This is a genomic window from Citrobacter sp. CtB7.12 (assembly GCF_001297795.1).
GTDB lineage: Bacteria > Pseudomonadota > Gammaproteobacteria > Enterobacterales > Enterobacteriaceae > Citrobacter_A > Citrobacter_A amalonaticus.
This window is the reverse complement of sequence record NZ_LIFT01000006.1, coordinates 79,443-101,939: the sequence shown is the minus strand read 5'-3', so window position 1 is coordinate 101,939 and position 22,497 is coordinate 79,443. Positions and strand designations below refer to the sequence as shown.

General features: G+C 55.7%; 16 protein-coding genes. 3 read left to right on the top strand and 13 right to left on the bottom strand.

Translation table 11 applies throughout. From position 1 onward, the window contains the following. Positions 1-10: 10 nt before the first annotated feature. Complete coding sequence (guaB, locus tag AOY24_RS09715) at positions 11-1,477, bottom strand: IMP dehydrogenase (protein ID WP_042999842.1); 1,467 nt, start codon at positions 1,475-1,477, stop codon at positions 11-13. Positions 1,478-1,638: 161 nt separating this feature from the next. Between guaB and xseA the strand changes: the two genes are divergently transcribed. Beyond that, positions 1,639-3,009 carry an exodeoxyribonuclease VII large subunit gene (gene xseA / locus AOY24_RS09710; protein WP_044328040.1) on the top strand — a complete coding sequence of 457 codons (1,371 nt, stop codon included), beginning with the start codon at positions 1,639-1,641 and terminating at the stop codon, positions 3,007-3,009. Between the two features lie 7 nt (positions 3,010-3,016). Here xseA and AOY24_RS09705 read toward each other — a convergent pair whose 3' ends face one another. Next, positions 3,017-4,150 carry an MFS transporter gene (locus tag AOY24_RS09705; protein WP_054176546.1) on the bottom strand — a complete coding sequence of 378 codons (1,134 nt, stop codon included), beginning with the start codon at positions 4,148-4,150 and terminating at the stop codon, positions 3,017-3,019. A 159-nt stretch (positions 4,151-4,309) separates the two neighbouring features. Between AOY24_RS09705 and AOY24_RS09700 the strand changes: the two genes are divergently transcribed. Then, positions 4,310-5,329 (top strand): M4 family metallopeptidase, encoded by a 1,020-nt coding sequence (locus tag AOY24_RS09700; RefSeq protein ID WP_044253068.1) that lies wholly within the window; start codon positions 4,310-4,312, stop codon positions 5,327-5,329. Beyond that, positions 5,330-5,680, top strand: coding sequence for a protealysin inhibitor emfourin (locus AOY24_RS09695; protein ID WP_042999838.1), 351 nt, complete (start codon positions 5,330-5,332; stop codon positions 5,678-5,680). On the opposite strand, the gene AOY24_RS09690 is transcribed toward AOY24_RS09695, so the two are convergent. From AOY24_RS09690 to AOY24_RS09640, 11 genes are all read right to left on the bottom strand, one after another. Further along, the gene (locus AOY24_RS09690) at positions 5,677-5,898 is read right to left on the bottom strand and encodes a zinc ribbon domain-containing protein (RefSeq protein ID WP_054176545.1); all 222 of its coding nucleotides are present in this window, start codon (positions 5,896-5,898) and stop codon (positions 5,677-5,679) included. The two genes, AOY24_RS09695 and AOY24_RS09690, sit on opposite strands and share 4 nt — an antisense overlap. 58 nt (positions 5,899-5,956) lie before the next feature. Then, entirely contained in the window at positions 5,957-7,429 is a 1,473-nt protein-coding gene (der, locus tag AOY24_RS09685; protein ID WP_042999836.1) for a ribosome biogenesis GTPase Der, read from the bottom strand. Positions 7,430-7,547: 118 nt separating this feature from the next. Then, complete coding sequence (bamB, locus tag AOY24_RS09680; protein ID WP_044264887.1) at positions 7,548-8,726, bottom strand: outer membrane protein assembly factor BamB; 1,179 nt, start codon at positions 8,724-8,726, stop codon at positions 7,548-7,550. Positions 8,727-8,736: 10 nt separating this feature from the next. After that, positions 8,737-9,357: a YfgM family protein gene (locus AOY24_RS09675; protein WP_042999834.1), complete on the bottom strand. Its 621-nt coding sequence runs from the start codon at positions 9,355-9,357 to the stop codon at positions 8,737-8,739. Between the two features lie 13 nt (positions 9,358-9,370). After that, positions 9,371-10,645 (bottom strand): histidine--tRNA ligase, encoded by a 1,275-nt coding sequence (gene hisS / locus AOY24_RS09670; RefSeq protein ID WP_042999833.1) that lies wholly within the window; start codon positions 10,643-10,645, stop codon positions 9,371-9,373. 110 nt (positions 10,646-10,755) lie between these two features. After that, on the bottom strand, positions 10,756-11,874 hold the full coding sequence (gene ispG, locus AOY24_RS09665) for a flavodoxin-dependent (E)-4-hydroxy-3-methylbut-2-enyl-diphosphate synthase (protein WP_042999832.1): 1,119 nt from the start codon (positions 11,872-11,874) through the stop codon (positions 10,756-10,758). 26 nt (positions 11,875-11,900) lie between these two features. Further along, on the bottom strand, positions 11,901-12,893 hold the full coding sequence (gene rodZ, locus AOY24_RS09660; protein WP_044264892.1) for a cytoskeleton protein RodZ: 993 nt from the start codon (positions 12,891-12,893) through the stop codon (positions 11,901-11,903). Positions 12,894-13,180: 287 nt separating this feature from the next. Beyond that, a complete protein-coding gene (locus tag AOY24_RS09655; protein WP_042999830.1) occupies positions 13,181-14,347 on the bottom strand; it encodes a bifunctional tRNA (adenosine(37)-C2)-methyltransferase TrmG/ribosomal RNA large subunit methyltransferase RlmN in 1,167 nt (388 codons plus the stop codon). A gap of 159 nt (positions 14,348-14,506) precedes the next feature. Continuing rightward, the gene (gene ndk / locus AOY24_RS09650) at positions 14,507-14,938 is read right to left on the bottom strand and encodes a nucleoside-diphosphate kinase (RefSeq protein ID WP_042999829.1); all 432 of its coding nucleotides are present in this window, start codon (positions 14,936-14,938) and stop codon (positions 14,507-14,509) included. Positions 14,939-15,073: 135 nt separating this feature from the next. Next, positions 15,074-17,386 (bottom strand): peptidoglycan glycosyltransferase PbpC, encoded by a 2,313-nt coding sequence (gene pbpC / locus AOY24_RS09645; RefSeq protein ID WP_054176544.1) that lies wholly within the window; start codon positions 17,384-17,386, stop codon positions 15,074-15,076. Then, a complete protein-coding gene (locus AOY24_RS09640; RefSeq protein ID WP_054176543.1) occupies positions 17,387-22,330 on the bottom strand; it encodes an alpha-2-macroglobulin in 4,944 nt (1,647 codons plus the stop codon). Positions 22,331-22,497: the final 167 nt, after the last annotated feature.

Sequence of the window (22,497 nt, the reverse complement as noted above, 5' to 3'; positions counted from 1 at the left end):
CGGAAACTTATCAGGAGCCCATACGGTAGTTCGGGGACTCTTTGGTGATGGTCACGTCGTGAACGTGGCTTTCCTGAATACCCGCACCACTGATACGTACGAATTCCGCTTTAGTACGCAATTCGTCGATAGTACCACAGCCGGTCAGCCCCATACAGGAGCGCAGGCCGCCCATCTGCTGGTGAATAATCTCTTTCAGGCGGCCTTTATAGGCAACGCGGCCTTCGATACCTTCCGGCACCAGTTTGTCTGCGGCGTTATCGCTCTGGAAGTAACGGTCAGAAGAACCTTTGGACATTGCGCCCAGAGAGCCCATACCGCGGTAGGATTTGTAGGAACGGCCCTGGTAAAGTTCGATTTCACCCGGGGATTCTTCCGTGCCCGCCAGCATGGAACCCACCATCACCGCGCTTGCGCCAGCCGCGATAGCTTTGGCGATATCGCCAGAGAAACGGATACCGCCGTCAGCGATAACGGGAATCCCCATCCCTTCCAGCGCTTCAACAGCATCAGACACTGCGGTGATCTGCGGAACACCCACGCCAGTCACGATACGAGTGGTACAGATGGAACCAGGGCCAATACCCACTTTCACCGCGCTCACGCCCGCTTCCGCCAGGGCACGAGCCCCCGCGCCGGTCGCCACGTTACCGCCAATGATTTGCAGATCCGGGTATTTCGCACGGGTTTCACGAATGCGCTGTAAAACACCTTCAGAATGGCCGTGAGAAGAATCAATCAGCAGCACGTCAACACCTGCCGCGACCAGCGCATCAACACGCTCTTCGTTGCCAGCGCCTGCGCCAACCGCAGCGCCAACGCGCAGACGGCCATGCTCATCTTTACAGGAGTTCGGCTTACGTTCAGCTTTCTGGAAATCTTTTACGGTGATCATGCCGAGCAGATGGAAACTGTCATCAACAACCAGCGCTTTCTCAACGCGTTTCTCGTGCATTTTTGCCAGCACGACGTCACGCGCTTCGCCTTCGCGAACGGTGACCAGACGCTCTTTCGGCGTCATGTAAACGCTGACCGGTTGGCTCAAATCGGTGACAAAACGCACGTCACGACCGGTGATGATCCCAACCAGCTCATTGTCTTCGGTCACGACAGGATAACCTGCAAAGCCATTGCGTTCAGTCAGTTCTTTCACTTCACGCAGGGTAGTCGTCGGCAGAACGGTTTGCGGGTCAGTTACTACGCCAGATTCATGTTTTTTCACGCGGCGGACTTCTTCTGCCTGACGCTCAATCGACATGTTTTTGTGGATAAAACCAATGCCACCTTCCTGTGCCAGTGCAATCGCGAGGCGCGCTTCAGTCACGGTATCCATCGCTGCGGAGAGCATAGGAATGTTCAGACGAATCGTTTTCGTCAACTGCGTGCTGAGGTCAGCAGTATTCGGCAGAACGGTGGAATGAGCGGGAACGAGGAGGACGTCGTCAAACGTCAAAGCTTCTTTAGCAATACGTAGCATGGGCAATATCTCTAACCTGGGGGTGGATAAATATTGCCGTGGCATTATACAGAGCGTAATCGGTTGCATCCACACTTTTTTGCAAATAATGCTTGCGCTCCTGCTCAGGCGGGTTACTATCGATTGAATAACCTGCTGATTTAGAATTTGATCCCGCTCACATGTTATCCTCTCAGACCTCCGCAATTTTTACTGTTAGCCGCCTTAATCAGACGGTTCGTCTGCTGTTAGAACAGGAAATGGGACAGGTCTGGATCAGCGGCGAGATTTCCAATTTCTCACAGCCGTCATCGGGGCACTGGTACTTCACGCTAAAAGATGACACGGCACAGGTTCGCTGTGCCATGTTCCGCAACAGCAATCGTCGGGTGACCTTTCGCCCCCAGCACGGCCAGCAGGTTTTGGTTCGCGCCAATATCACCCTGTACGAGCCGCGCGGCGACTATCAGATTATCGTCGAAAGCATGCAGCCTGCCGGTGAAGGTCTGCTCCAGCAAAAGTATGAACAGTTAAAAGCTAAACTGCAGGCTGAAGGGCTTTTTGATCAGCAGCATAAGCAGTCACTTCCCTCTCCCGCCCACTGCGTGGGGGTGATTACCTCGAAAACCGGGGCCGCACTGCACGATATTCTCCATGTTCTGAAACGTCGCGATCCCTCTTTACCGGTTATCATCTATCCGACCGCCGTCCAGGGTGACGACGCACCGGGGCAGATTGTCCGTGCAATCGAACTGGCGAATGCGCGCCAGGAGTGTGATGTCCTGATCGTCGGTCGCGGCGGCGGTTCGCTGGAAGATTTATGGAGTTTTAACGACGAGCGTGTCGCACGGGCTATTTTTGCCAGCGCGATTCCGGTAGTCAGCGCCGTCGGCCATGAAACGGACGTCACCATTGCCGATTTTATTGCCGACCTGCGTGCGCCGACGCCTTCGGCCGCCGCTGAAATGGTCAGCCGCAATCAGCAGGAGTTGCTGCGTCAGATCCTGTCTGCACAGCAGCGTCTCGGCATGGCGATGGATTACTTTCTGGCGAACCGCAGTCGTCGATTCACTCAGATTTATCATCGCCTGCAACAGCAACATCCGCAGTTGCGTCTCGCTCGTCAGCAGACGGCACTGGAGAGGTTGAATCAGCGTATGAACGTGGCCATCGACGGCCAGTTGAAGCGCACCAGCCAGCGGCAATCCCGTCTGCTGCAACGCCTGAACCAGCAAAATCCGCAGCCACGCATTCATCGTGCGCAAACCCGCATTCAGCAACTGGAATATCGTCTGGCGGAGAATGTGCGTTCCCGTCTGAGCGCCACGCGGGAACGCTTTGGCAACGCAGTTACCCACCTGGAAGCGGTCAGCCCACTCTCGACCCTGGCGCGTGGTTACAGCGTCTCTACGGCCACCGACGGCAAAGTGCTGAAAAAAGTGACACAAGTGAAAGCCGGTGATGTGATGACGACCCGGCTGGAAGACGGCTGGGTAGAAAGTGAAGTCAAAAGCATAACGCCGGTGAAAAAACGCGCGCGAAAAAAAGCCTGACATCAGGCTAGCGTTCGTCTTCAGGTGAAATGAACAGCAATGCCCCCGACAGCCCAGAAAAAACAACCAGTGCCCCCGCCGCGCCAATCGCGCCATAAAGCTGACCAAATGCCACTGAGCCAACAATTTGCCCAACGGCCAGCATCAGGAAAGCCAGACTGACGCCCGCCGCCGGTGAAGGCTCCGCCAGCGCGGCGCCCCGCACCAACAGCACACCGGATAAAATGACATATCCCGCCCCGTTTAGCGCCGCGACCGGAAACAACCACCAGGCGAAACCGTGGCTTAGCGCCAGGGACACTAGCGAAACCGCCATAAACACCAGCGAGCAACAGTAAACCCCGCGCATACCGATACGCTTTGCCGCACTTCCGGTAAATACAGCGGCAATTCCTGCACCACCGCTGACCAGCCACAGCATATGGGTGATGGCACTGTCCAGCCCGGTATGGCGCTGCAGCAATTCGGGGCCAAAACTCCACCATGCCGCGCTGGCGACACCGCTAACAAAGGCTATCACCAGCAGGCGAAACATCCCCGATTTCGCAAGGACAACGCGCCAGCGCGGCGGCGATCGGAGTTGTTCCGCACGTTCCCTTGGCAACGTACGCAGTACTGCAAACAGGCAAAATAGCGCCATGACTGCAAAGACGATGCATGCCATGCGCCAGTTGCCCGACATAACCCGTAACACCAGAACCGACAGGATGATCCCCCCACTCGTTCCAGCGTTGATAAGGGTATTTACCTGGGTTTGCCGTTCCGCTGAGATTCGCTTACTCACCGCTGCGGCAAGGGACGGTGAGGCTAGCCCGGAGCTGAGCCCGGCGATAAAAAGACCAGTCGCCAGAATAAGGGGGGAATACGCCAACGCCAGGATAACTAATCCAATTGCTGCGGTGATCCCCGCCAGAACGGCCGGGAGTCGTGGACCAAAGCGATCCGTCAGAAAGGAGGCCAAAAAAACGGATAAACAGTAGGCAACATAGCTGCAGGCCGCAATTATCCCGGCAACTTCTGGCGTGAAGGGAATCGCCTGACGGATATCAGGCAGCATGATTCCCCATGAAAATCGCGCCATTCCGTAAGTCACAGCAATCAGTGAGAAACCCGTCATCCCCAGCGCGACATGTTTATTCATTGTTCCCCTCACCTTATGCGTCGTTAAAAACGTAAACCCTGATAGTCAGTTGCGCCACTTTCAGCAGCGCTGATTTGTCCGACTTTCCTGCAGGTTTGCTTCTATGATTTACACTTAACATGCTTACTTTTTCGGCATTGCCAGACTCAGGAGAGCCTTATGTCCCATGCTTACAGTGTGATCCCGCCCTATATCCTGCGACGCATTATTGAAAGCGGTTCGGCGATGCAGCAACAGTGCGCACGCCAGACGCTGACTCACGTACAAACCCTGATGGCGCACATGCCCGGAAAACCAGCGGCGCCGCATGTGAATCAACCCGGTCAACTTGAACGTGATATCTACGATGCGAAAAACAGGCAGGAATTACCCGGCACGCAGGTGCGCTATGAAGGCCATCCCTCAAACGGGGATGTTGCAGTGGACGAAGCCTATGATTACCTCGGTGTCACGCATGACTTTTTCTGGAAAAACTGGCGCCGCGACTCGCTGGATAACAAAGGCTTAATTCTCACCGGGACCGTGCATTACGGGCATGAATACCAGAATGCGTTCTGGAACGGTCAGCAGATGGTCTTTGGCGACGGCGATGGTGAGATATTTAATCGATTTACGATTGCCATTGATGTCGTGGCTCATGAGCTGGCACACGGGATCACCGAATCAGAAGCAGGGTTGATTTACTTTGAACAGGCCGGGGCGCTCAACGAATCGGTTTCCGATGTATTTGGTGCGTTGGTTAAACAGTATCATCTCAAACAAACCGCCGATCAGGCTGACTGGCTTATCGGGCAAGGATTGCTGGCGGACAGCATTAATGGCAAGGGATTGCGCTCCATGTCAGCACCGGGCACAGCCTATGACGACCCGTTGCTTGGGAAAGACCCACAACCTGCGCATATGCGGGACTTTATTAAGACACGCGAAGACAATGGCGGTGTTCATCTTAACTCTGGCATCCCGAACCGGGCGTTTTATCTGGCAGCCACCGCGCTCGGCGGCTACGCATGGGAAAAAGCAGGTTATGCCTGGTATGATACGGTCTGCGATCGACAACTGGCACAGGATGCAGACTTCATTGATTTTGCCCGCTTAACCGTTTATCACGGCGACAAGCGCAGCGGCGCGGAAACGGCGAAGGCGATAGAAGCGGCCTGGAAAGCCACAGGAGTGATGTGAATGGAGATCCCAGAATTAACTGATGACGCCGTGGTAGAACTGGCCCGGGAAGGTGGCGTCGCGTTTATGCCCAAACTGGCACGGCAGCGCAAAATTGCGCTGTCGACCTTATCGACTGTTCAGCGTCAGCGCGTGGCCGACATTCTCCGGCAGAGCCTGACCGTCGGTATGCCTCCGGGACAGACGGGATCGCCGGGTCGCGGCGACCAGCGCTACTTTCGCATACAGATCATCTGGACACAGCATAATCAGGCAGGCGTTACCGACATCATCGTACTGGTACCGGAAAACGATGCGCCAGCCTCACTGGTCGATCTTTGGCAAAAGGGCGAAGCCTGTATCTGCGATTAATCCTGCGACAGCACAAACTCAACGCGTTTTTTCGAAATCAGTCCGTGACCGTTGTGACAGAAATAATCGACTGCGCCGCAGGCTTTTAAAACCTGGAGCGGCTGATGACAGTCCGGGCAACGCGCTTCTACGCTAAAGTCTGTCTGACAGGTTTCACAATGTGCGTTATCGTCATGACGATCGAGCGGATGCTGACAAACGGGACAAATGAGTTCCACACTTTCTCCTCATATTCCTGTTGATGGCGCCCTCCCCGCCGGGAGAGGGCGTAATGAATTATTTGCTTTTTTTGATGTGCTTAATCAGACGTTTACGCTTGCGCATCTGAGTCGGGGTCAGCGTATTGCGCTTGTTGGCATACGGGTTCTCGCCCTCTTTAAACTGAATACGGATCGGCGTCCCCATCACTTCCAGCGATTTACGGAAGTAGTTCATCAGGTAGCGCTTATAGGAATCCGGCAGGTCTTTGACTTGGTTACCGTGAATCACCACAATCGGCGGGTTATAGCCCCCCGCATGAGCATATTTCAGTTTCACGCGACGACCACGGACCAGCGGTGGCTGATGATCTTCAACCGCCATCGTCATGATTCGGGTCAGCATCGCCGTGCTAACGCGACGGGTGGAGCTGTCATAGGCTTCGCGGACGGATTCAAACAGGTTGCCGACACCGCTGCCATGCAACGCAGAGATAAAATGCACACGCGCGAAATCGATAAAGCCCAGACGGAAGTCCAGCGTCTCTTTCACTTGCTCTTTCACTTCCTGAGTCAGGCCATCCCACTTGTTCACTACGATAACAAGTGAGCGCCCACTATTGAGGATAAAGCCCAGCAGCGACAAATCCTGGTCAGAGATACCTTCGCGGGCATCAATCACCAGCAACACCACGTTAGCGTCCTCTATCGCCTGCAACGTCTTGATAACGGAGAATTTTTCTACCGCATCGGTGATTTTCCCGCGTTTACGTACCCCGGCGGTATCGATCAGCACGTATTCGCGCTCATCACGTTCCATCGGGATATAAATACTGTCACGCGTGGTGCCCGGCATATCATAAACGACCACGCGGTCTTCACCCAGGATACGGTTAGTCAGTGTGGACTTACCGACGTTCGGACGACCGACAATAGCCAGCTTAATCGGCAGATCCTGCGGATTGAAGTCATCTTCAGGCTCTTCTTCACCGTTCTCGTCAGCTTCAAACTGTGCCCAGTATTCGGCGTCTTCGTCCACCTCTTCCTGCGGCGCGGCATCGTCCATCCACGGCAGCAGAACGTGTTCCAGCAGACTGAGCACGCCACGGCCATGAGACGCGGCGATCGGATGGATTTCACCCAGGCCCAGCGAGTAGAAATCAACGATAGCCTGATCCGGATCGAGTCCGTCCGTTTTGTTGGCGACCAGGAACGTCGGTTTTTCACGAGAGCGTAAATGCTGGGCGATCGCTTCATCGGCAGGCATCAGGCCAGCGCGCGCATCCACCATGAACAGCACCACATCCGCCTCTTCAATTGCCAGTAGCGACTGTTCCGCCATACGGGTTTCTACGCCATCTTCGGTGCCATCAATCCCGCCGGTATCAATGCAGATAAACTCACGGCCTTCAATCTCCGCACGACCGTACTTACGGTCACGAGTCAGACCCGGGAAATCCGCCACCAGCGCATCTCGGGTGCGAGTTAGACGGTTAAATAACGTGGATTTTCCGACGTTAGGGCGCCCGACAAGCGCGACCACAGGTACCATGTTTAAAGCCTCATTTTAAAAATCATCAGACAACAGACGCGATTTTTGCGCTGTTGTTAAAAACAGGAAAACGGCCCCTGCACCAGGAGCCGTTTTTTAAAGCGTACGACCAGGACGATTAACGTGTAATGGAATACACGGTACCGTCTTTGGCCTGGATCAGCAGCTTGCCATCGGCTGAGACCGGTTCAGTCAGGAAGCCGGAGCTGTCTACTTTCTGCTGAGCCACAAAACGGCCATCTTCGACGTTAAGCCAGTGCAGATACCCTTCGCTGTCACCCACCACCAGGTTGCCATTATACAACGCCGGGGAAGTCAGCAGACGGTGCAGCAGATCGCTTTGCGTCCACAGCGTAACGCCGCCATCGGTCGTCAACGCCAGTACGCGGTCATTCTGATCCACCAGATAGATACGGTTGCCGTCGACGATAAAGTCATTCACCGAGCCCAGTTCACGTTTCCACATGATCTGGCCACTGCGCAGATCCAGCGCGGTCAGGTTACCATTATAAGCCAGGGCGTAAACGACGCCATTGACGATTACCGGGGTGGTGTCCACATCGCTCAGACGGTCAATCTCAGTAGAACCGGTCGCCTGAGAAATACGCTGCTGCCAAATCATCTGGCCTTGCTGCATCAGTACGGCGCTCACACGGCCGTTATCGCCACCGACAATGGCCGCACCAAAGGCGGTTGCCGGCGCAGATTCGCCACGCAGTGACAGCGAAGGCATATCCAGGTTCACGGTCCACTTAATGGCGCCATCGGCTTCGTTCAGTGCCTGCAACTGACCGTTGCTGGTATGAATCAGCACCATGCCGTCACTGACTACCGGACGGGAAAGCGCTTCGCCAGCCACTTTGGTTTGCCACGTAACCGTACCGTCCGCTGCGTTCAGCGCATAAACCTGCGCTTTTTCGCTGCCGATATAGACGTGACCGCCTGCAACCGTTACGCCGCCAGACAACTGGGCTGACGAACGCGAGAACCAGCCATCTTTCTCACCCAGGTTCACCGACCAGACTTCTTTGCCGTCATCAGCATTTAACGCTTTCACCACGCCAGCGCGATCGGCTGCGTAGACCACGTTATCGGCATACGCCGGGTGGAGGTTGGAATAGAAATCGCCGATACCATTACCTACAGACGTGCTCCAGGCCGTAGACGGGGTAAACTGATTTTCAACCACCGGTAATGGGGACATTTTAACAACGTCTTCTTCGCCACTAAACAGTGAACAGCCGCTCAACAGGGTAACGGAAAGCAGCCCTGGCAGAAGTAATTTACGCAATTGCATCGGGTCCCTCTCAGATGGACAAATTATTGATTTTCATCTGCATCATTTCGCTCAGTGCCGGGGAGGCGTTACTTTTCACGCCCGCTTCCCACGCACTACGCGCACCTTGTTTATCACCTTTGCTCAGCAGCGCTTCGCCGCGCAGATCGGCAACAATCGCCGCCCATCCTTCACCCTTCACACTCTCCAGGGTTTTCAGCGCCGTATCCGCCTGCTTGAGTTGAATCTGAACGCGAGCAAGACGCAGCGTGATCACTGCGTTAAGATTCTCATCACTCGTGGCGGCCAGTCCCTGCTGAAGCTGGGCTGCGGCCTTCTCAAGTTGATTCTGATCGACAAACTGCTGCGCCAGTTCCATCGACGCTAACGCGCCGTAGGTGTTCTTATTGTCGGCAGCAAATTTCTCTGCGGCTGACAGGTCTTCCGCTTTACCCGCGCTGAGCGAACTCACCACGGTTTGATATGACAGAGAAGCAGAGCGTGCGGACTCAATCTGATGATTGTTCCAGTAGCGCCAGCCTACCAGCGCACCAACACCTAAAATAACCCCAACAGCCAGGGCTTTGCCGTTCTCGGCAAAGAAGCGTTTAATCGCCTCAACCTGATCGTTTTCGTTCTCGTAAATTTCCACGCAGTCCTTCTCCTTAAGCCATTAACGTGCGCAAATGCGTTGCAACGCTATCCTGTGCAACTTCAGTTTGCTCACCGGAGCGCAAATCCTTCACTACAACAGTACCGGCAGCCACTTCGGACTCGCCAAGCACCAGTGCAACGCGGGCACCCCATTTATCAGCTCGGGCAAACTGTTTCTTAAAGTTGCCGCCGCCGTGGTTTGTCATTAGCTTCACGCCCGGGATTTCATCACGCACGCGCTCAGCCAGTGTCATTGCCGCAGACTGCGTATCCGCACCTGAAGCGACCAGGTATATATCGACAACAGAATCGGCTTTAAATTCCGGATTAACTGCCTGAACCAGTAAAACAAGGCGTTCCAGGCCCATTGCAAAGCCCACTCCCGGCGTCGCGCGACCGCCGAGTTGCTCAACCAGTCCGTCATAACGACCGCCCGCACAGACGGTGCCCTGTGAGCCCAGGCTGCTGGTGACCCACTCAAACACGGTGCGGTTGTAGTAGTCGAGGCCACGAACCAGACGCTGGTTGACAGTGTAGGCAATCCCTGCGGCTTCCAGCAGTTTGCACAGGCCAGCAAAGTGTTCGCGGGAATCGTCATCCAGATAGTCGCCAAGCTGAGGAGCATCGTTGAGCAGCGCCTGTACGTCCGGATTTTTTGAATCCAGCACGCGCAGCGGGTTGGAGTACATGCGACGTTTGCAGTCTTCGTCCAGTTTCTCAACATGCTGCTCCAGGAATGCCACCAGCGCATCGCGGTAGTTTGCACGCGCGTCCAGCGATCCGATGGAGTTCAGCTCAAGATTGACATGTTCAGCGATACCCAGCGCACGCCACCAGCGCGCGGTAAGCATAATCAGTTCGGCATCAATATCCGGCCCTTGCAGACCAAAGGCTTCGACACCCAACTGATGAAACTGACGATAGCGCCCTTTCTGCGGACGCTCGTGGCGGAACATCGGCCCGATGTACCACAGGCGCTGTTCCTGATTGTACAGGAGACCATGCTCGATGCCGGCGCGTACACAGCCCGCCGTGCCTTCCGGACGCAGCGTCAGGCTATCGCCATTGCGGTCCTCAAAGGTGTACATCTCTTTTTCAACCACGTCGGTCACTTCGCCGATCGCGCGTTTGAATAACGGGGTCTGCTCTACAATCGGCAAGCGGATTTCACTGTAACCGTAGCTGCCGAGCACGTTTTTGAGTGTGCCTTCAATGCGCTGCCAGATGGCGGTCTCGCCAGGCAGATAATCGTTCATGCCGCGAATGGCTTGAATGTTTTTTGCCACGTTTATTCTCTTTCTGAATATAAAAATGAACCCTCAGCGCTTCCCCGAGCGATACGGGAGCCATGCGGGTTCAATCATACACGGGAAGCACGCCGCTTCCCATCACGTTATTATTTTTCAACCTGCTGCACGTTAATCCGCTGCGCTTCGTCGAGCATCGTCGCTTTGGCGCGGATACGGGCTTCAAGCTGGTCAATCATATCGCTGTTATCCAGACGATCTTTTCGCACGCCGTCTTCATAGAGGCCGCTTTTTTTGTTACCGCCCGTCACGCCCAGCGTCGAAACCAGTGCTTCACCCGGTCCGTTAACGACACAGCCAATGATGGAAACGTCCATCGGCGTAATGATGTCTTCCAGACGCTGCTCCAGGGCGTTGACCGTGCCGATCACGTCAAACTCCTGACGCGAGCAGGTCGGACAGGCGATAAAGTTTATCCCGCGAGCACGAATGCGCAGAGACTTCAGGATATCGAAGCCAACCTTAATCTCTTCCACCGGATCGGCAGCCAGCGAAACGCGCAGCGTATCGCCAATCCCTTCGGACAGCAGCAGGCCAAGACCGATTGCCGATTTCACCGCACCACTGCGCGCACCACCGGCTTCGGTGATCCCTAAATGCAGTGGTTGATCGATTTGCTTCGCCAGCAGGCGATAGGATTCAACGGCGAGGAAAACATCAGACGCTTTTACGCTGACCTTGAACTGATCAAAGTTCAGACGATCGAGATGATCCACATGGCGCATTGCCGATTCCAGCAAAGCCTGCGGCGTGGGTTCGCCGTACTTTTCCTGTAGATCTTTTTCCAGCGATCCGGCGTTAACACCGATACGAATCGGGATATTCTTGTCGCGCGCGCAATCCACCACCATGCGGATACGCTCTTCATTGCCGATGTTGCCTGGATTAATACGCAGGCAGTCAACGCCGTATTCCGCCACTTTGAGCGCAATACGGTAGTCGAAGTGAATGTCGGCGACCAGCGGAACAGAAACCTGTTGCTTGATCAATTTGAAGGCTTCTGCGGCATCCATCGTGGGTACGGAGACTCGAACAATGTCAGCGCCAACGCGTTCCAGCGCTTTGATCTGATTAACCGTCGCTTCCACGTCCGTGGTCCGCGTGTTGGTCATCGACTGGACGGCGATGGGAGCCCCATCGCCAATCGGCACATTCCCAACGTAAATTCGCGTTGATTTTCTACGTTGAATTGGAGCCTGGTTATGCATGAAAAATCTCCCGCGTTACCCGTCTATTACTGCGCCGGTGATTGTTCGGCATTTAGGGTCAGACGCGCAACCTGGTTAGTTCTGATAAAACGGCTCAGATCGACAGGTTTTCCTTGATACTGGATCTGCACCGCAGCCGGCGCGCCAATTTTAAGCTTGTAAGGTGCCTGACCGGTCAGGTTTAAATTACCATCTTTACGCTGCATTCCGCTGAACAACTTTTTACCTGTCGCATCGCTGACTTCCAGCCAGCAATCGGCGGTAAAGTTCATCACCAGCGCGTTTGGATCCGCAGCGGCTTCCACACCCGCCTGATTGGTCGGCAACGGTGCCGCGCCATCCGGCGTTGCCGGTGTCGCAGGAGAGGTTGTAGCGGTATCAACGTTGGCCTGAGAAGGCGCGACTACGGCGTTCTGCTGCGGGTCAACCGCAGGTGCCGTCGTCGGCGCAGGCGTTTGCACCATCTCCGCCGGACCGGTTGCCGCTGGTGTGTTGTCCTGAGTTGCCGTCGCGCTGGTGTCCAGCGGCACGCTTTGTGTGTTTTCGCTGTTGGCGTTCAGCTCAGCAGAGGATTGATCGGCCATCGTGGAGATCTCTTCCTGTTGCGCTTTGTGGTTTTGCCACCACCATGCGCCCGTCAGGCCGACCACCACAAACAGCACCAGCCAGGTAAACGTCATCAACCAGCCATCACGCTTTCTACGACGCTTGCCTAATGAGAAGCTCTGCATCGGTGCCACTTTCGCCGCACGAACCGGAGCCTGTTTCTCCAGAGCCGGTAACAGTTCTTCTTCAGGAATATGGACCAGGCGTGCATAAGAGCGAATGTATCCGCGCAGGAACGTTGAAGCCAGGTCGGCAGGCGCCTTATCGTCTTCAATGTCGCGTACGGTGGATACCTTCAGGCAAAGTCGCTCAGCGACAGCCTGCTGGCTGAGTCCGAGTTGTTCACGGGCATTACGTAGGCGAACGCCGGTGGATTGTGCTTCATGTTGGTCGTGAGTGGCTTCAGTATTCATTCGCTACAGCTGCTGGTGAAAATTAGGGTTCAGGCGCCGGTGAGTCACAATGCCCACCCACACCGCGAAAATCGGTTCAGTCAACCTGAGTCAAACAGTATAAACCTCTCTGCTGACTCTTAACAAAAACAGCTTAAGCCTGAGGGCTAAACTATTGTCGCGCCGTACATACTGCCTTAAAGTCGACAAAAACGCACCGTTATTATTGACCGGACAAGTACAACCCTGGCCCTCATGCAAATTACATTGCGCCACAGCACAAAAATCCGGCTGTAGCGCAATGTGCATCAGACGGTTTTAACGTCGATAGCCTCACCCTGCATACGCTTACGTAGAGTACGTTTAGTCCGGTCAATCACATCCCCCGCCAGTTGTCCGCAGGCAGCGTCAATATCATCACCGCGCGTTTTACGCACAATGGTGGTAAAGCCGTAGCTCATCAGCACCTTAGAGAAACGGTCAATACGGCTATTAGAACTACGTCCATAAGGTGCCCCCGGGAACGGGTTCCATGGGATCAGGTTAATTTTACAAGGCGTGTCTTTCAGCAACTCTGCCAGTTGATGCGCATGCTCTGTGCCATCGTTAACGTGATCCAGCATGACGTATTCAATAGTGACGCGTCCCTGGTTGGCATTGGATTTCTCCAGATAGCGGCGAACCGCGCCCAGGAAGGTTTCGATATTGTACTTTTTGTTGATTGGTACAATTTCGTCACGAATGTCGTCATTCGGCGCGTGCAGCGAAATCGCCAGCGCGACGTCAATCATGTCACCTAATTTGTCGAGCGCAGGCACGACGCCGGAAGTCGACAGCGTGACGCGACGCTTGGACAGACCGAAGCCGAAATCATCAAGCATGATTTCCATGGCTGGCACAACGTTAGTCAGGTTGAGCAGCGGTTCCCCCATCCCCATCATCACCACGTTGGTGATTGGACGCTGACCGGTGATTTTCGCCGCGCCGACAATTTTCGCCGCACGCCAGACCTGACCTATAATTTCAGAAACGCGCAGGTTACGGTTAAAACCCTGCTGTGCGGTTGAACAGAATTTACATTCCAGCGCACAACCCACCTGCGAAGAGACGCACAGCGTGGCGCGATCATCTTCCGGGATATACACCGTTTCGACGCGCTGATCACCCACGGCAATTGCCCATTTGATGGTGCCATCGGAGGAGCGCTGTTCTTCAACCACTTCCGGTGCGCGGATTTCCGCCACCTCTTTGAGCTTGTTGCGCAGCACTTTGTTGATGTCAGTCATCTCATCAAAGTTGTCGCTGCAATAGTGGTACATCCATTTCATCACCTGGTCAGCGCGAAACGGCTTCTCACCCATCTCTTTAAAGAATTCGCGCATCTGCTGACGGTTCAGATCCAGCAGGTTGATTTTGCCATTTTTCGCAGGAACCGCAGGGGTGATGATTTCGGAAGTGTTAACTAATTCAGACATAATTTTTTCCGGCCTCGTTGTTACACGTTATGGCCCATGGGAGGTTGAAAAGAAACGCCCCGGTAAGCTGTGCTCATCCGGGGCGTTGCATTGTACAAAGTCTGGCGCAAGGATGCCACGTTTGCACGCGGCATTTACCGAAAATTATTCCCGAAGGGATCAGCGAGTGCGAGCGCACACTTCGCCTTCACCGAAGAAATAGGCGATTTCGCGCTGGGCGGATTCCACTGAATCCGAACCGTGAGTCCCGTTTTCAGTGAAGCTGTCGGCGTAGTCGGCACGCAGCGTACCCGCCAGGGCGTTAGCCGGGTTGGTTGCACCCAGCAGATCGCGGTGACGCTGTACCGCGTTTTCGCCTTCCAGCACGGACACCACGATAGGACCAGAGGTCATGAACTCGACCAGACCGTCAAAGAACGGTTTGCCATCATGCTCAGCATAGAAACCGCGCGCCTGTTCAACGGTCAGGTGCAGCATTTTGGTACCGACGATTTTGAACCCTGCGGCTTCAAAGCGCGCAAAGATATTACCAATAACGTTTTTTGCCACCGCGTTTGGCTTGATGATGGAAAAAGTACGTTCAATAGCCATGATTACCTCTGAAAGATGTTCTGTTGTGTTTTACCTGGCGCGGATTATAAAGAGCATCCCGGCTATTGCATATGGATGAAGGTAACATTTTTTTAAAATAAGATGAGCATTAGCAACAAAAAGTGTCAACCTGGTCTACTGCAACGTAAACCTCACCGTCGCAACCTGCCCGCTCTCATCCATCGCCAGTAGCTGATAGTCACCTTTTTCGCGCAGACGTAACGTGACACCGCGCCCACGTTCTTGTAGCGGTTCGCCATTAAGGAACCACCAGCGCTCTCCTGTGCCGCCGCTGCTCTGAAGCGTTACGCTCGCCTCTGTAGCCCCCGGTAAACGTCTGACGATTGCGCCATCACGCACGCCAGACAGCAACAGTGGTAATGCGGGATCCTGCCCGTGCGGCGGACACACCGTTGAGGATAACGGCAAGCGCGCACGGCGACGCTCAGCGGCGGGCAACCACGGTTCAAGCGGCAACGGCCAGACAATCAGCATTTGTTCTTGCGCCTGCGGACAATCAGCGGCAACGCGTCGGCCTGCCTTATCCAGCCAGATCGGGAAACGAATACCGCTCACCCCTTCCTGCTCCGGCAGCAACAGCGTGGGCGGCTGCACGTCTTCCAGCATCCAGGTGGCCAGACGACGCCGACAATTGCTGTCACCAGGAGGAAGAGATTGCCCGCCAGGCCAGCACACAACGCCACGGGTGACCGACTGCGGGCGCGGATCTTCCGGCAGCGAGGCGCCACGGGCTAAGAGCAGGTTGTTTACCTGATTGAGCAGCGGGATTGCACTGGCATAACCGAACTGTCCGGCAACGGGCGTACCGTCCGGTCTGCCCGTCCAGATACCGATGACATAGCGAGCATTGAGGCCAATCGCCCACGCATCGCGATAACCATAGCTGGTGCCCGTTTTCCACGCCAGCGGGGCCACCCGGGGAAGCGCGCTATCCGGCAGCGGCTGCGCTTCATCGGCCAAAATACGCCGGATGATCCACGCCGCGCCGGGCGACATCAGTCTGCGTTCGACAAGGGGATCGCCCGGCTGCAAACGCAGTTTTCCCGCTTTGCCGTGGCGAGCAAAAGCGCTGTACCCCGCGACCATATCCTCAAGCCGCGAGCCTGCGCCCCCCAAAATAAGCGACAAATTAGGAGCCGCGCCCGCAGGCAAGTACAGCGGCAGTCCACTATTACGTAATTGTGCGGCAAAACGCTTCGGACCGTAGGCCTCAAGCACCTGTACCGCAGGTAAATTCAGCGAGCGCACCAGCGCTTCGCTCATACTGACAGGGCCATGAAAACCGCTGTCAAAATTACCAGGACGATAATCCCCACTACGGCGCGGTACATCCTGCAATAAAGACGCCGGGTGGATTAATCCATCATCCAGCGCCAGCCCATAGACAAAAGGCTTAAGCACGGAACCGGGCGATCGAATCGCCTTGACCATATCCACATGACCGAAACGCGTGGCATCATTCAGATCGACCGAACCGACCCAGCCACGCACGCTCATGTCAGTGTGATCGACGACGATCATCGCCAGCGAACTTCGCGCTGGCAGCCTGCCCTTCCAGTTTTGTGCCAGTTCTTCCAGCTGTCGTTGCAGCCCGGCATCCAGGGTGGTGACAATTTTGTCGCCTTGATTTTTACCCAACATCATCCGCGAGAACAGCGGTGCCAGTTGCGGCATCTGGCGAGGCGTCAGCCAGACCGGCTCTTCACGTGATTCCTCCACCTGGTGCGGCGACCAAATCCCCTGCATTGCCATCCGCTCAAGCACTTTGTTGCGCGCAGCTTCTGCCCGATCCGGCCAGCGATCAGGGCGCAGTCGACTCGGCGCCTGTGGTAATACCGCCAGTAACGCGGCTTCAGAGTAATTGAGCTGTGACGGAGGTTTTCCGAGATAGGCCCAACTGGCCGCGCCAATTCCCTGCAACGTGCCGCCAAACGGCGCACGATTGAGGTACAGCGTCAGGATGTCGCGTTTTGAGAGATGCCATTCGAGCTGCAGAGCGCGCCAGAGCTGGCGAAACTTACCGCCAAAAGTGCGGGGATGTGGATCGAGTAATCGCGCTACCTGCATGGTCAGCGTACTGCCGCCAGAAATCACCCGTCCGGAGGAGAGATCCTGCCAGGCGGCACGAAGAATGGAGAGAGGGTTTACCCCCGGATGTTTCCAGAACCAGCGGTCTTCGTAATTAATGAGCGCCTCAAGATAACGCGGAGAGACCTCTTCAGGCGTTACCGGATAGCGCCAGATGCCATCCGCGTCAGCAAACCGCCACAGTGGCGTTCCGTCATGGGCCACGACCACCCGCGCCGGATTGACCTCACGTAAAGGCAGCGGCCAGATTTTATCTGCCACCCAGACGGCGCAAACGAGTAAAACAGACGCGGCGGTCAGCCAAAGCCAACCGCCGCGTTTGCCGGTTAATCGCCCCATTTACGGCTTAACAATCAGAATGTCCCCGGCTACACCGGTCGCCCGCCATTGTGGAACATACATCGATTCTACCATGGGCATCGGCACCTGATAGGTTCCCGGCGTCACCGCTCGCGCCAGATAGACCAGCGTCACCGGCTGTCCACTATTCACTGCCACGGCGGCAACAAAGCGGTCATCCCGAAACTCAACGTGCTGAATATCTGCCTGCTGCATTTGATTGAGCAGGTTTTGCACCTCGCTGCCGCTGTCCTGCAAGCTGGCGCTACCGTTTGCCAGATTCTGGTTTTCCAGTTCCAGCCCGGCTGGCAGCAGATCCACCACCAACGCATCCGGTACATCCTGACTGGCTTTCACTTCCAGCCAGACCAGAACAAGTTCACCACTACGCAGGGAATCCAGCGATTTGCTCTGCCCGTCACTGCCCAGAATATGACGCTCAATCTGCAGCACATTGCTGGCAGGTGCCGGAGCCGATTGTGGATAGCCGCTCACGTCCAGGCGCAACCACATCGGTTGAGCACCGTTATTCGTCACCTGCAACGCCGCAAGTTGATCGGCATCCAGATTACGGGTTTGTGCTTTATCGCCCGTCAGCGGTTGCTCCGCAAGAGAAGTCTTCGCCTGCCAGGTACCGGGTAGATCCTGCAGCGAACGGGCTGCCAGGAACAGCGCATTATTCTCCTGCGTTGACAGCCAGCGCTGACTAAACGCTTGTTCAGAGAGCGTGTTCAGCAGCGAGTTCTGGACGTCCGGCTTAAGGTTATTTTCTTCCAGCAGCGCCAGCATCAGGGCGTTATCGCGAAGCGGACTACCGTAATCAGCCAGCCACTGACGTTCATCGTGACGCGGGGTGGAGAGCGCCAGCGCAACCGCATCGTCACTCCGTTTCGCGTCCCCCATCGTTTTCAACGCTATACCTAATTGCAGCAGCGGTAAGCCGGATGCCGCCTGACTGCGCCGTTCCCAGATCTCGCGCAGCGCGCCAAGTGGGGCTTTTTGCTGCCGCGCCAGGACCAGCGCGGCATAAGCCTGCACGGCAAATTTGCTTGCCTGCGTATCGCTGGAGTAGCGAATCGACATCATTCCCGGATCCTGCAGGTATCGCAGCAGGCGCGCATTGCCCTGATTGATCCCCGCCGCTGGAACGCTATAGCCCTGCTCACCCGCCCGAACCAGGAAATCCATCGCATAGGCGGTCAGCCAGTACTCTTCCGGACCATTTTTGTCCCACAGCGCGAAACCACCGTTATCACGCTGCATTTGTAACAGGCGGGCAATCCCGGTTTCGATTGCCGCACGACGCTTCTCGTCGGTATCACCCGCGATGCCCAGCGCTTTTAGCTGCGCGGCATTGGTATAAAGCGACGGGAACAGGCCACTGGTGGTTTGTTCCAGACAGCCGTATGGATACGCCTTCAGTTCGCGAATATAGCGCGCCAGATTTAACGGCGGTTTACCACTGAACAACAGTTGGCCCTGTACCGTCACCGGCGAGAAGTTCATCACCCCTTCTTCAGGAAGGGTCCAGCTTTCCCCCGGTTGCAGCATCACGCCGTTATTGACCGTTTGCGCCGGGAATGCCGGACGTACGCCAATCTTCCACTGCTTTTGCTGCGGTCCGATGTCTTCTCCCGGCACGTTCAATCCACTTAACGTCGCCTGCAGCTCACCATCACCAAATCCTTCTTTTGCACGAACAGGAACAAACAAGGTCGTGCGCACGCCCGGCTCCAGATTGACCTGCGCAGGCTGGTCGCTGACCAGTTCGATCAGTCCGCTGGCGGCCAGCGTCACGTTCAGTGACTGTGGTCGATCGGTAAGGTTGGTCACGTCCAGCACCAGTCGCGAGGTATCGCCACCGGCCATAAAGCGCGGCATATTCAGCTCAGCAATGACCGGGGCGGCGACAATAGTTTTGCTTTCATTGCTGCCAAAGTCATCCGCCGTCCACGCCTGCGCCATCACGCGCAGTTCGCCGTTAAAATCGCCAATCGGTAGCGTCACACTACCTTCACCCTGCTCATTGAGCGTGACCGGTTGCGCCTGCTGCGCCACGATATTTACATGGTTGACCGGCGGTTTACCACCGCGCTTCAGTTCATCGCCATCACCGCCAAAGCGCAGTGCGGCCAGACGCCCCTGGCCCTCAATCACCTGACCATAAATGTCATAAATATCCGCGCCGTAGCGTTTTTGTCCAAAGAAGGCCTGCCACGGATCCGGCGTAACGTAATCGGTAATGTTCAACACGCCGCTATCCACTGCCGACACCAGGACGTTAACCTGTTTTGGCGTCTCGCCGTTTTTACTGCTGGCCTTGATCTTCACGGTCAACGGCTGGTTCGGACGCATTTTAGCCGGGCTTTCCAGCGCCAGCTCCAGACGTCGGTTTTCGTCTCCCAGCGGTAAATGCAGCAAGCCTACGGCACGTTTCGGCGTTGCAGAACGAGATTTATCTCCCGGACGCACCACCAGCGTGCTCAGGTAGAGATCGTGGCGATTCCACGATTTATCGACCGGAATGGAGAGATCCAGCCCCTGCGCCGGGACATCAATTTCCTGCCACCACAGCGGACCTTCACTGGATTCTACCATCGCATAGCCTTTCCCCGCCGCCGGTGCTGCAATATGCAGCTTCATGGTGTCGCCCGGACGATAGGCCGGTTTGTCCAGCTTCAATGTCACGCGATCCGGCCGAGCCGCCCCGCTGCCATCACTGTTATCCTGCCAACTGTAACCTGCCCAGAAACGGACGCTACTGATCGCATCGTTTGGCGCTTTCACTTCCAGTCGGTAGGCACCCCATTCGACCGGGAATGTCACTTTGCCGGTTTCATCGGCTTTCAGATCCAGCGTCTGCTCACCTTCCACCAGATCTTTTTGATCAAAGCGCGACTGCCAGCCTTCGCTTTCCAGCCAGTCCCAGTAGTAGTCGCGACGCTCACGAATCAAACGCACCTGTAACCCGGAGACCGCTTTCTTCTCTCCCTGGGCATCGACATAGACAATGTCAAAAGCGGCGTTGCTGTCTTCATCAACAATCGGCTGATTCACCGTAGTATCGGTGCGGTAGTCATACACCGCTTTAACGGCAAATTGCGGGCGGATACCCGGTAATGTGTCAGCCGGCCAGATCGCCTGCTCAGCGCGACGCGTAACTGGACGACCACCGGACTCCAGCAGGCTGGCCTGCAATATCACCTGCAACGGTGAGTGGGTCTCACGCCACTCGCTATTGGTGCTGATGTCACCACGCCCGGTTTCATCCAGCGTCAGTTGGACTTCATCGAGACTGCGCGACAGGTTCTCCTCGGCAATATTGCCAAACTGGAAGCCGGGCAGTGACGGCACGGCATCACGCAGTGGGCGCAGGTACAGCTGCCCTTGCAGCGCATTGCCATTCGCCGGGGCGCCGTAGAGGTAGTAGCCCGCCACCGAGAACGTCACCTTATCAGACGGCGACAAAGGCGTTTCCTGACTGGTGAGATTCAACGCCATTCGCTCCGGCATGAAATCTTCAACGTGGAAATCCCACATCTGGCTTTGGTTATCGCCCGTGTTGGCGCGAATGTGCCACATTCCGGTTGGCGCACCGCTGTCCAGCGGATAAGTAAAGTGATACAACCCGTTATCCGGTTGACTGACGACAGTACGAATCACCTGGCCGTCCGGTTTAACGACCTCCAGCTTCACTGGCTGATCGGGCAGCGTCTTGCCGTCGCTGTCACGCAGCAGACCGTTGAGGATCACCGTCTCGCCAGGACGGTAGAGATCGCGCGGGCCAAACATAAAGAACTGTTTGCTGTAGCCGGGATCCCCCGCGATGTCGAATTCTGCTAAATCCAGCGCCGGGAGTTTCAGATCCAGCAGCGTGGTTTGCCCCTCTTTACGCGCCAGCAACAGCGCGGCATTCTGGTGATTTTCAAGCTGTACATGGCCTTTCGCATCGCTGGTCGCTTTCGCCAGGGTCTGTCCTTTTTCATCCAGCAAAGCGACATCTACCCCCTGCTGCGCGGCACCATTCTCCAGACTTTGCGTAAACACATCGATCCGGTTCTGATAGCGATGTGTCGATACGCCGACGTCGCTGAGCGTGAACAACGTTGCGGCGTTGCTGTACTCGTACTGCCCGGCTTTGGTCATCACCGCGACGTAGACACCCGCCTGCTGCAACGGCTTAATCTCGCTCAGCGGCAGAAGAAGTTTTTCGCGGGTGTTACGCGCAGGATTGAGATCAAAGCGACCGGTATAGACCAAATCCGCCATTTTCAGCAGATTGTCGGACTCCCAGTTGGACATTGAATTCCGGTACTCCCACTGACTGACAAAGGCCGCCAGCGATTCAGGTTTCACGCGGAAAAAGTTAACGTCTACGTTGTTCACGTTGAGCGCCATCACGGGCAGCCCTTCCACCACTTTCCCCGGCAGCAGTGAACCACGGCTGGCAAAACCCACGCTGGGTTGAATATCACGCGTGGTGAGGCTTTTCTCATAGTTGATTTCGAAGGTCGCGTTGTTCAGCGCCCTGAGATCGCGCTCAATGGTCACCAGCAGGTCACGATTCGGTTCCAGGTGGCGTAAACGCAGCTCTTTCAGATTCGGCGACAGTTCCCATGCGCCATCGACTTTGCCGCTTTTTTTATCCACCACGTGGACGAGACGGGCAAAATCCTGTTCAGGATCTAACGGGATGGAAAAGGTCAACACCAGCGTCGATGCGCCGTCCAGCTGCACCTCTGAGACATCCAGCAGAGTCAGCGCTTTGCCCTCGCTTTCTCGGGCCAGTTTCTGCAACTGCGCGGTATCTTTTTCTGCTTTCTTTTCCGCCGCGGGTTGTGCGGCGGGAGCGTCGTTTTTTGCCGCTATCGGAGCTTTATCGTTGTTGTCGCACCCAGCCAGCGCCAGCATGAGCATGCAGGCGACTACGCGTATGTGTTTCATTTTTCATCCCTGGCCAGTATGGCCCGTTAGCAACGTAGAATCGTTATTATGCGTGAGATTTCACTTTGTGTAAGTCTCTTTCCCCTCCCATCTTGTCTGAATTTAATTAAGAAATGTGGGATCACCGGACAAATCAGCCTCTTTTACTTGTCCCCTGTCGGCAAAGG

What these genes read in the sequence shown, in the direction of transcription:
- guaB (WP_042999842.1), bottom strand. Translation starts at nt 1,477, where the DNA reads ATGCTACGTATTGCTAAAGAAGCTTTGACGTTTGACGACGTCCTCCTC.
- xseA (WP_044328040.1), top strand. Translation starts at nt 1,639, where the DNA reads ATGTTATCCTCTCAGACCTCCGCAATTTTTACTGTTAGCCGCCTTAAT.
- AOY24_RS09705 (WP_054176546.1), bottom strand. Translation starts at nt 4,150, where the DNA reads ATGAATAAACATGTCGCGCTGGGGATGACGGGTTTCTCACTGATTGCT.
- AOY24_RS09700 (WP_044253068.1), top strand. Translation starts at nt 4,310, where the DNA reads ATGTCCCATGCTTACAGTGTGATCCCGCCCTATATCCTGCGACGCATT.
- AOY24_RS09695 (WP_042999838.1), top strand. Translation starts at nt 5,330, where the DNA reads ATGGAGATCCCAGAATTAACTGATGACGCCGTGGTAGAACTGGCCCGG.
- der (WP_042999836.1), bottom strand. Translation starts at nt 7,429, where the DNA reads ATGGTACCTGTGGTCGCGCTTGTCGGGCGCCCTAACGTCGGAAAATCC.
- bamB (WP_044264887.1), bottom strand. Translation starts at nt 8,726, where the DNA reads ATGCAATTGCGTAAATTACTTCTGCCAGGGCTGCTTTCCGTTACCCTG.
- ispG (WP_042999832.1), bottom strand. Translation starts at nt 11,874, where the DNA reads ATGCATAACCAGGCTCCAATTCAACGTAGAAAATCAACGCGAATTTAC.
- rodZ (WP_044264892.1), bottom strand. Translation starts at nt 12,893, where the DNA reads ATGAATACTGAAGCCACTCACGACCAACATGAAGCACAATCCACCGGC.
- AOY24_RS09655 (WP_042999830.1), bottom strand. Translation starts at nt 14,347, where the DNA reads ATGTCTGAATTAGTTAACACTTCCGAAATCATCACCCCTGCGGTTCCT.
- ndk (WP_042999829.1), bottom strand. Translation starts at nt 14,938, where the DNA reads ATGGCTATTGAACGTACTTTTTCCATCATCAAGCCAAACGCGGTGGCA.
- pbpC (WP_054176544.1), bottom strand. Translation starts at nt 17,386, where the DNA reads ATGGGGCGATTAACCGGCAAACGCGGCGGTTGGCTTTGGCTGACCGCC.
- AOY24_RS09640 (WP_054176543.1), bottom strand. Translation starts at nt 22,330, where the DNA reads ATGAAACACATACGCGTAGTCGCCTGCATGCTCATGCTGGCGCTGGCT.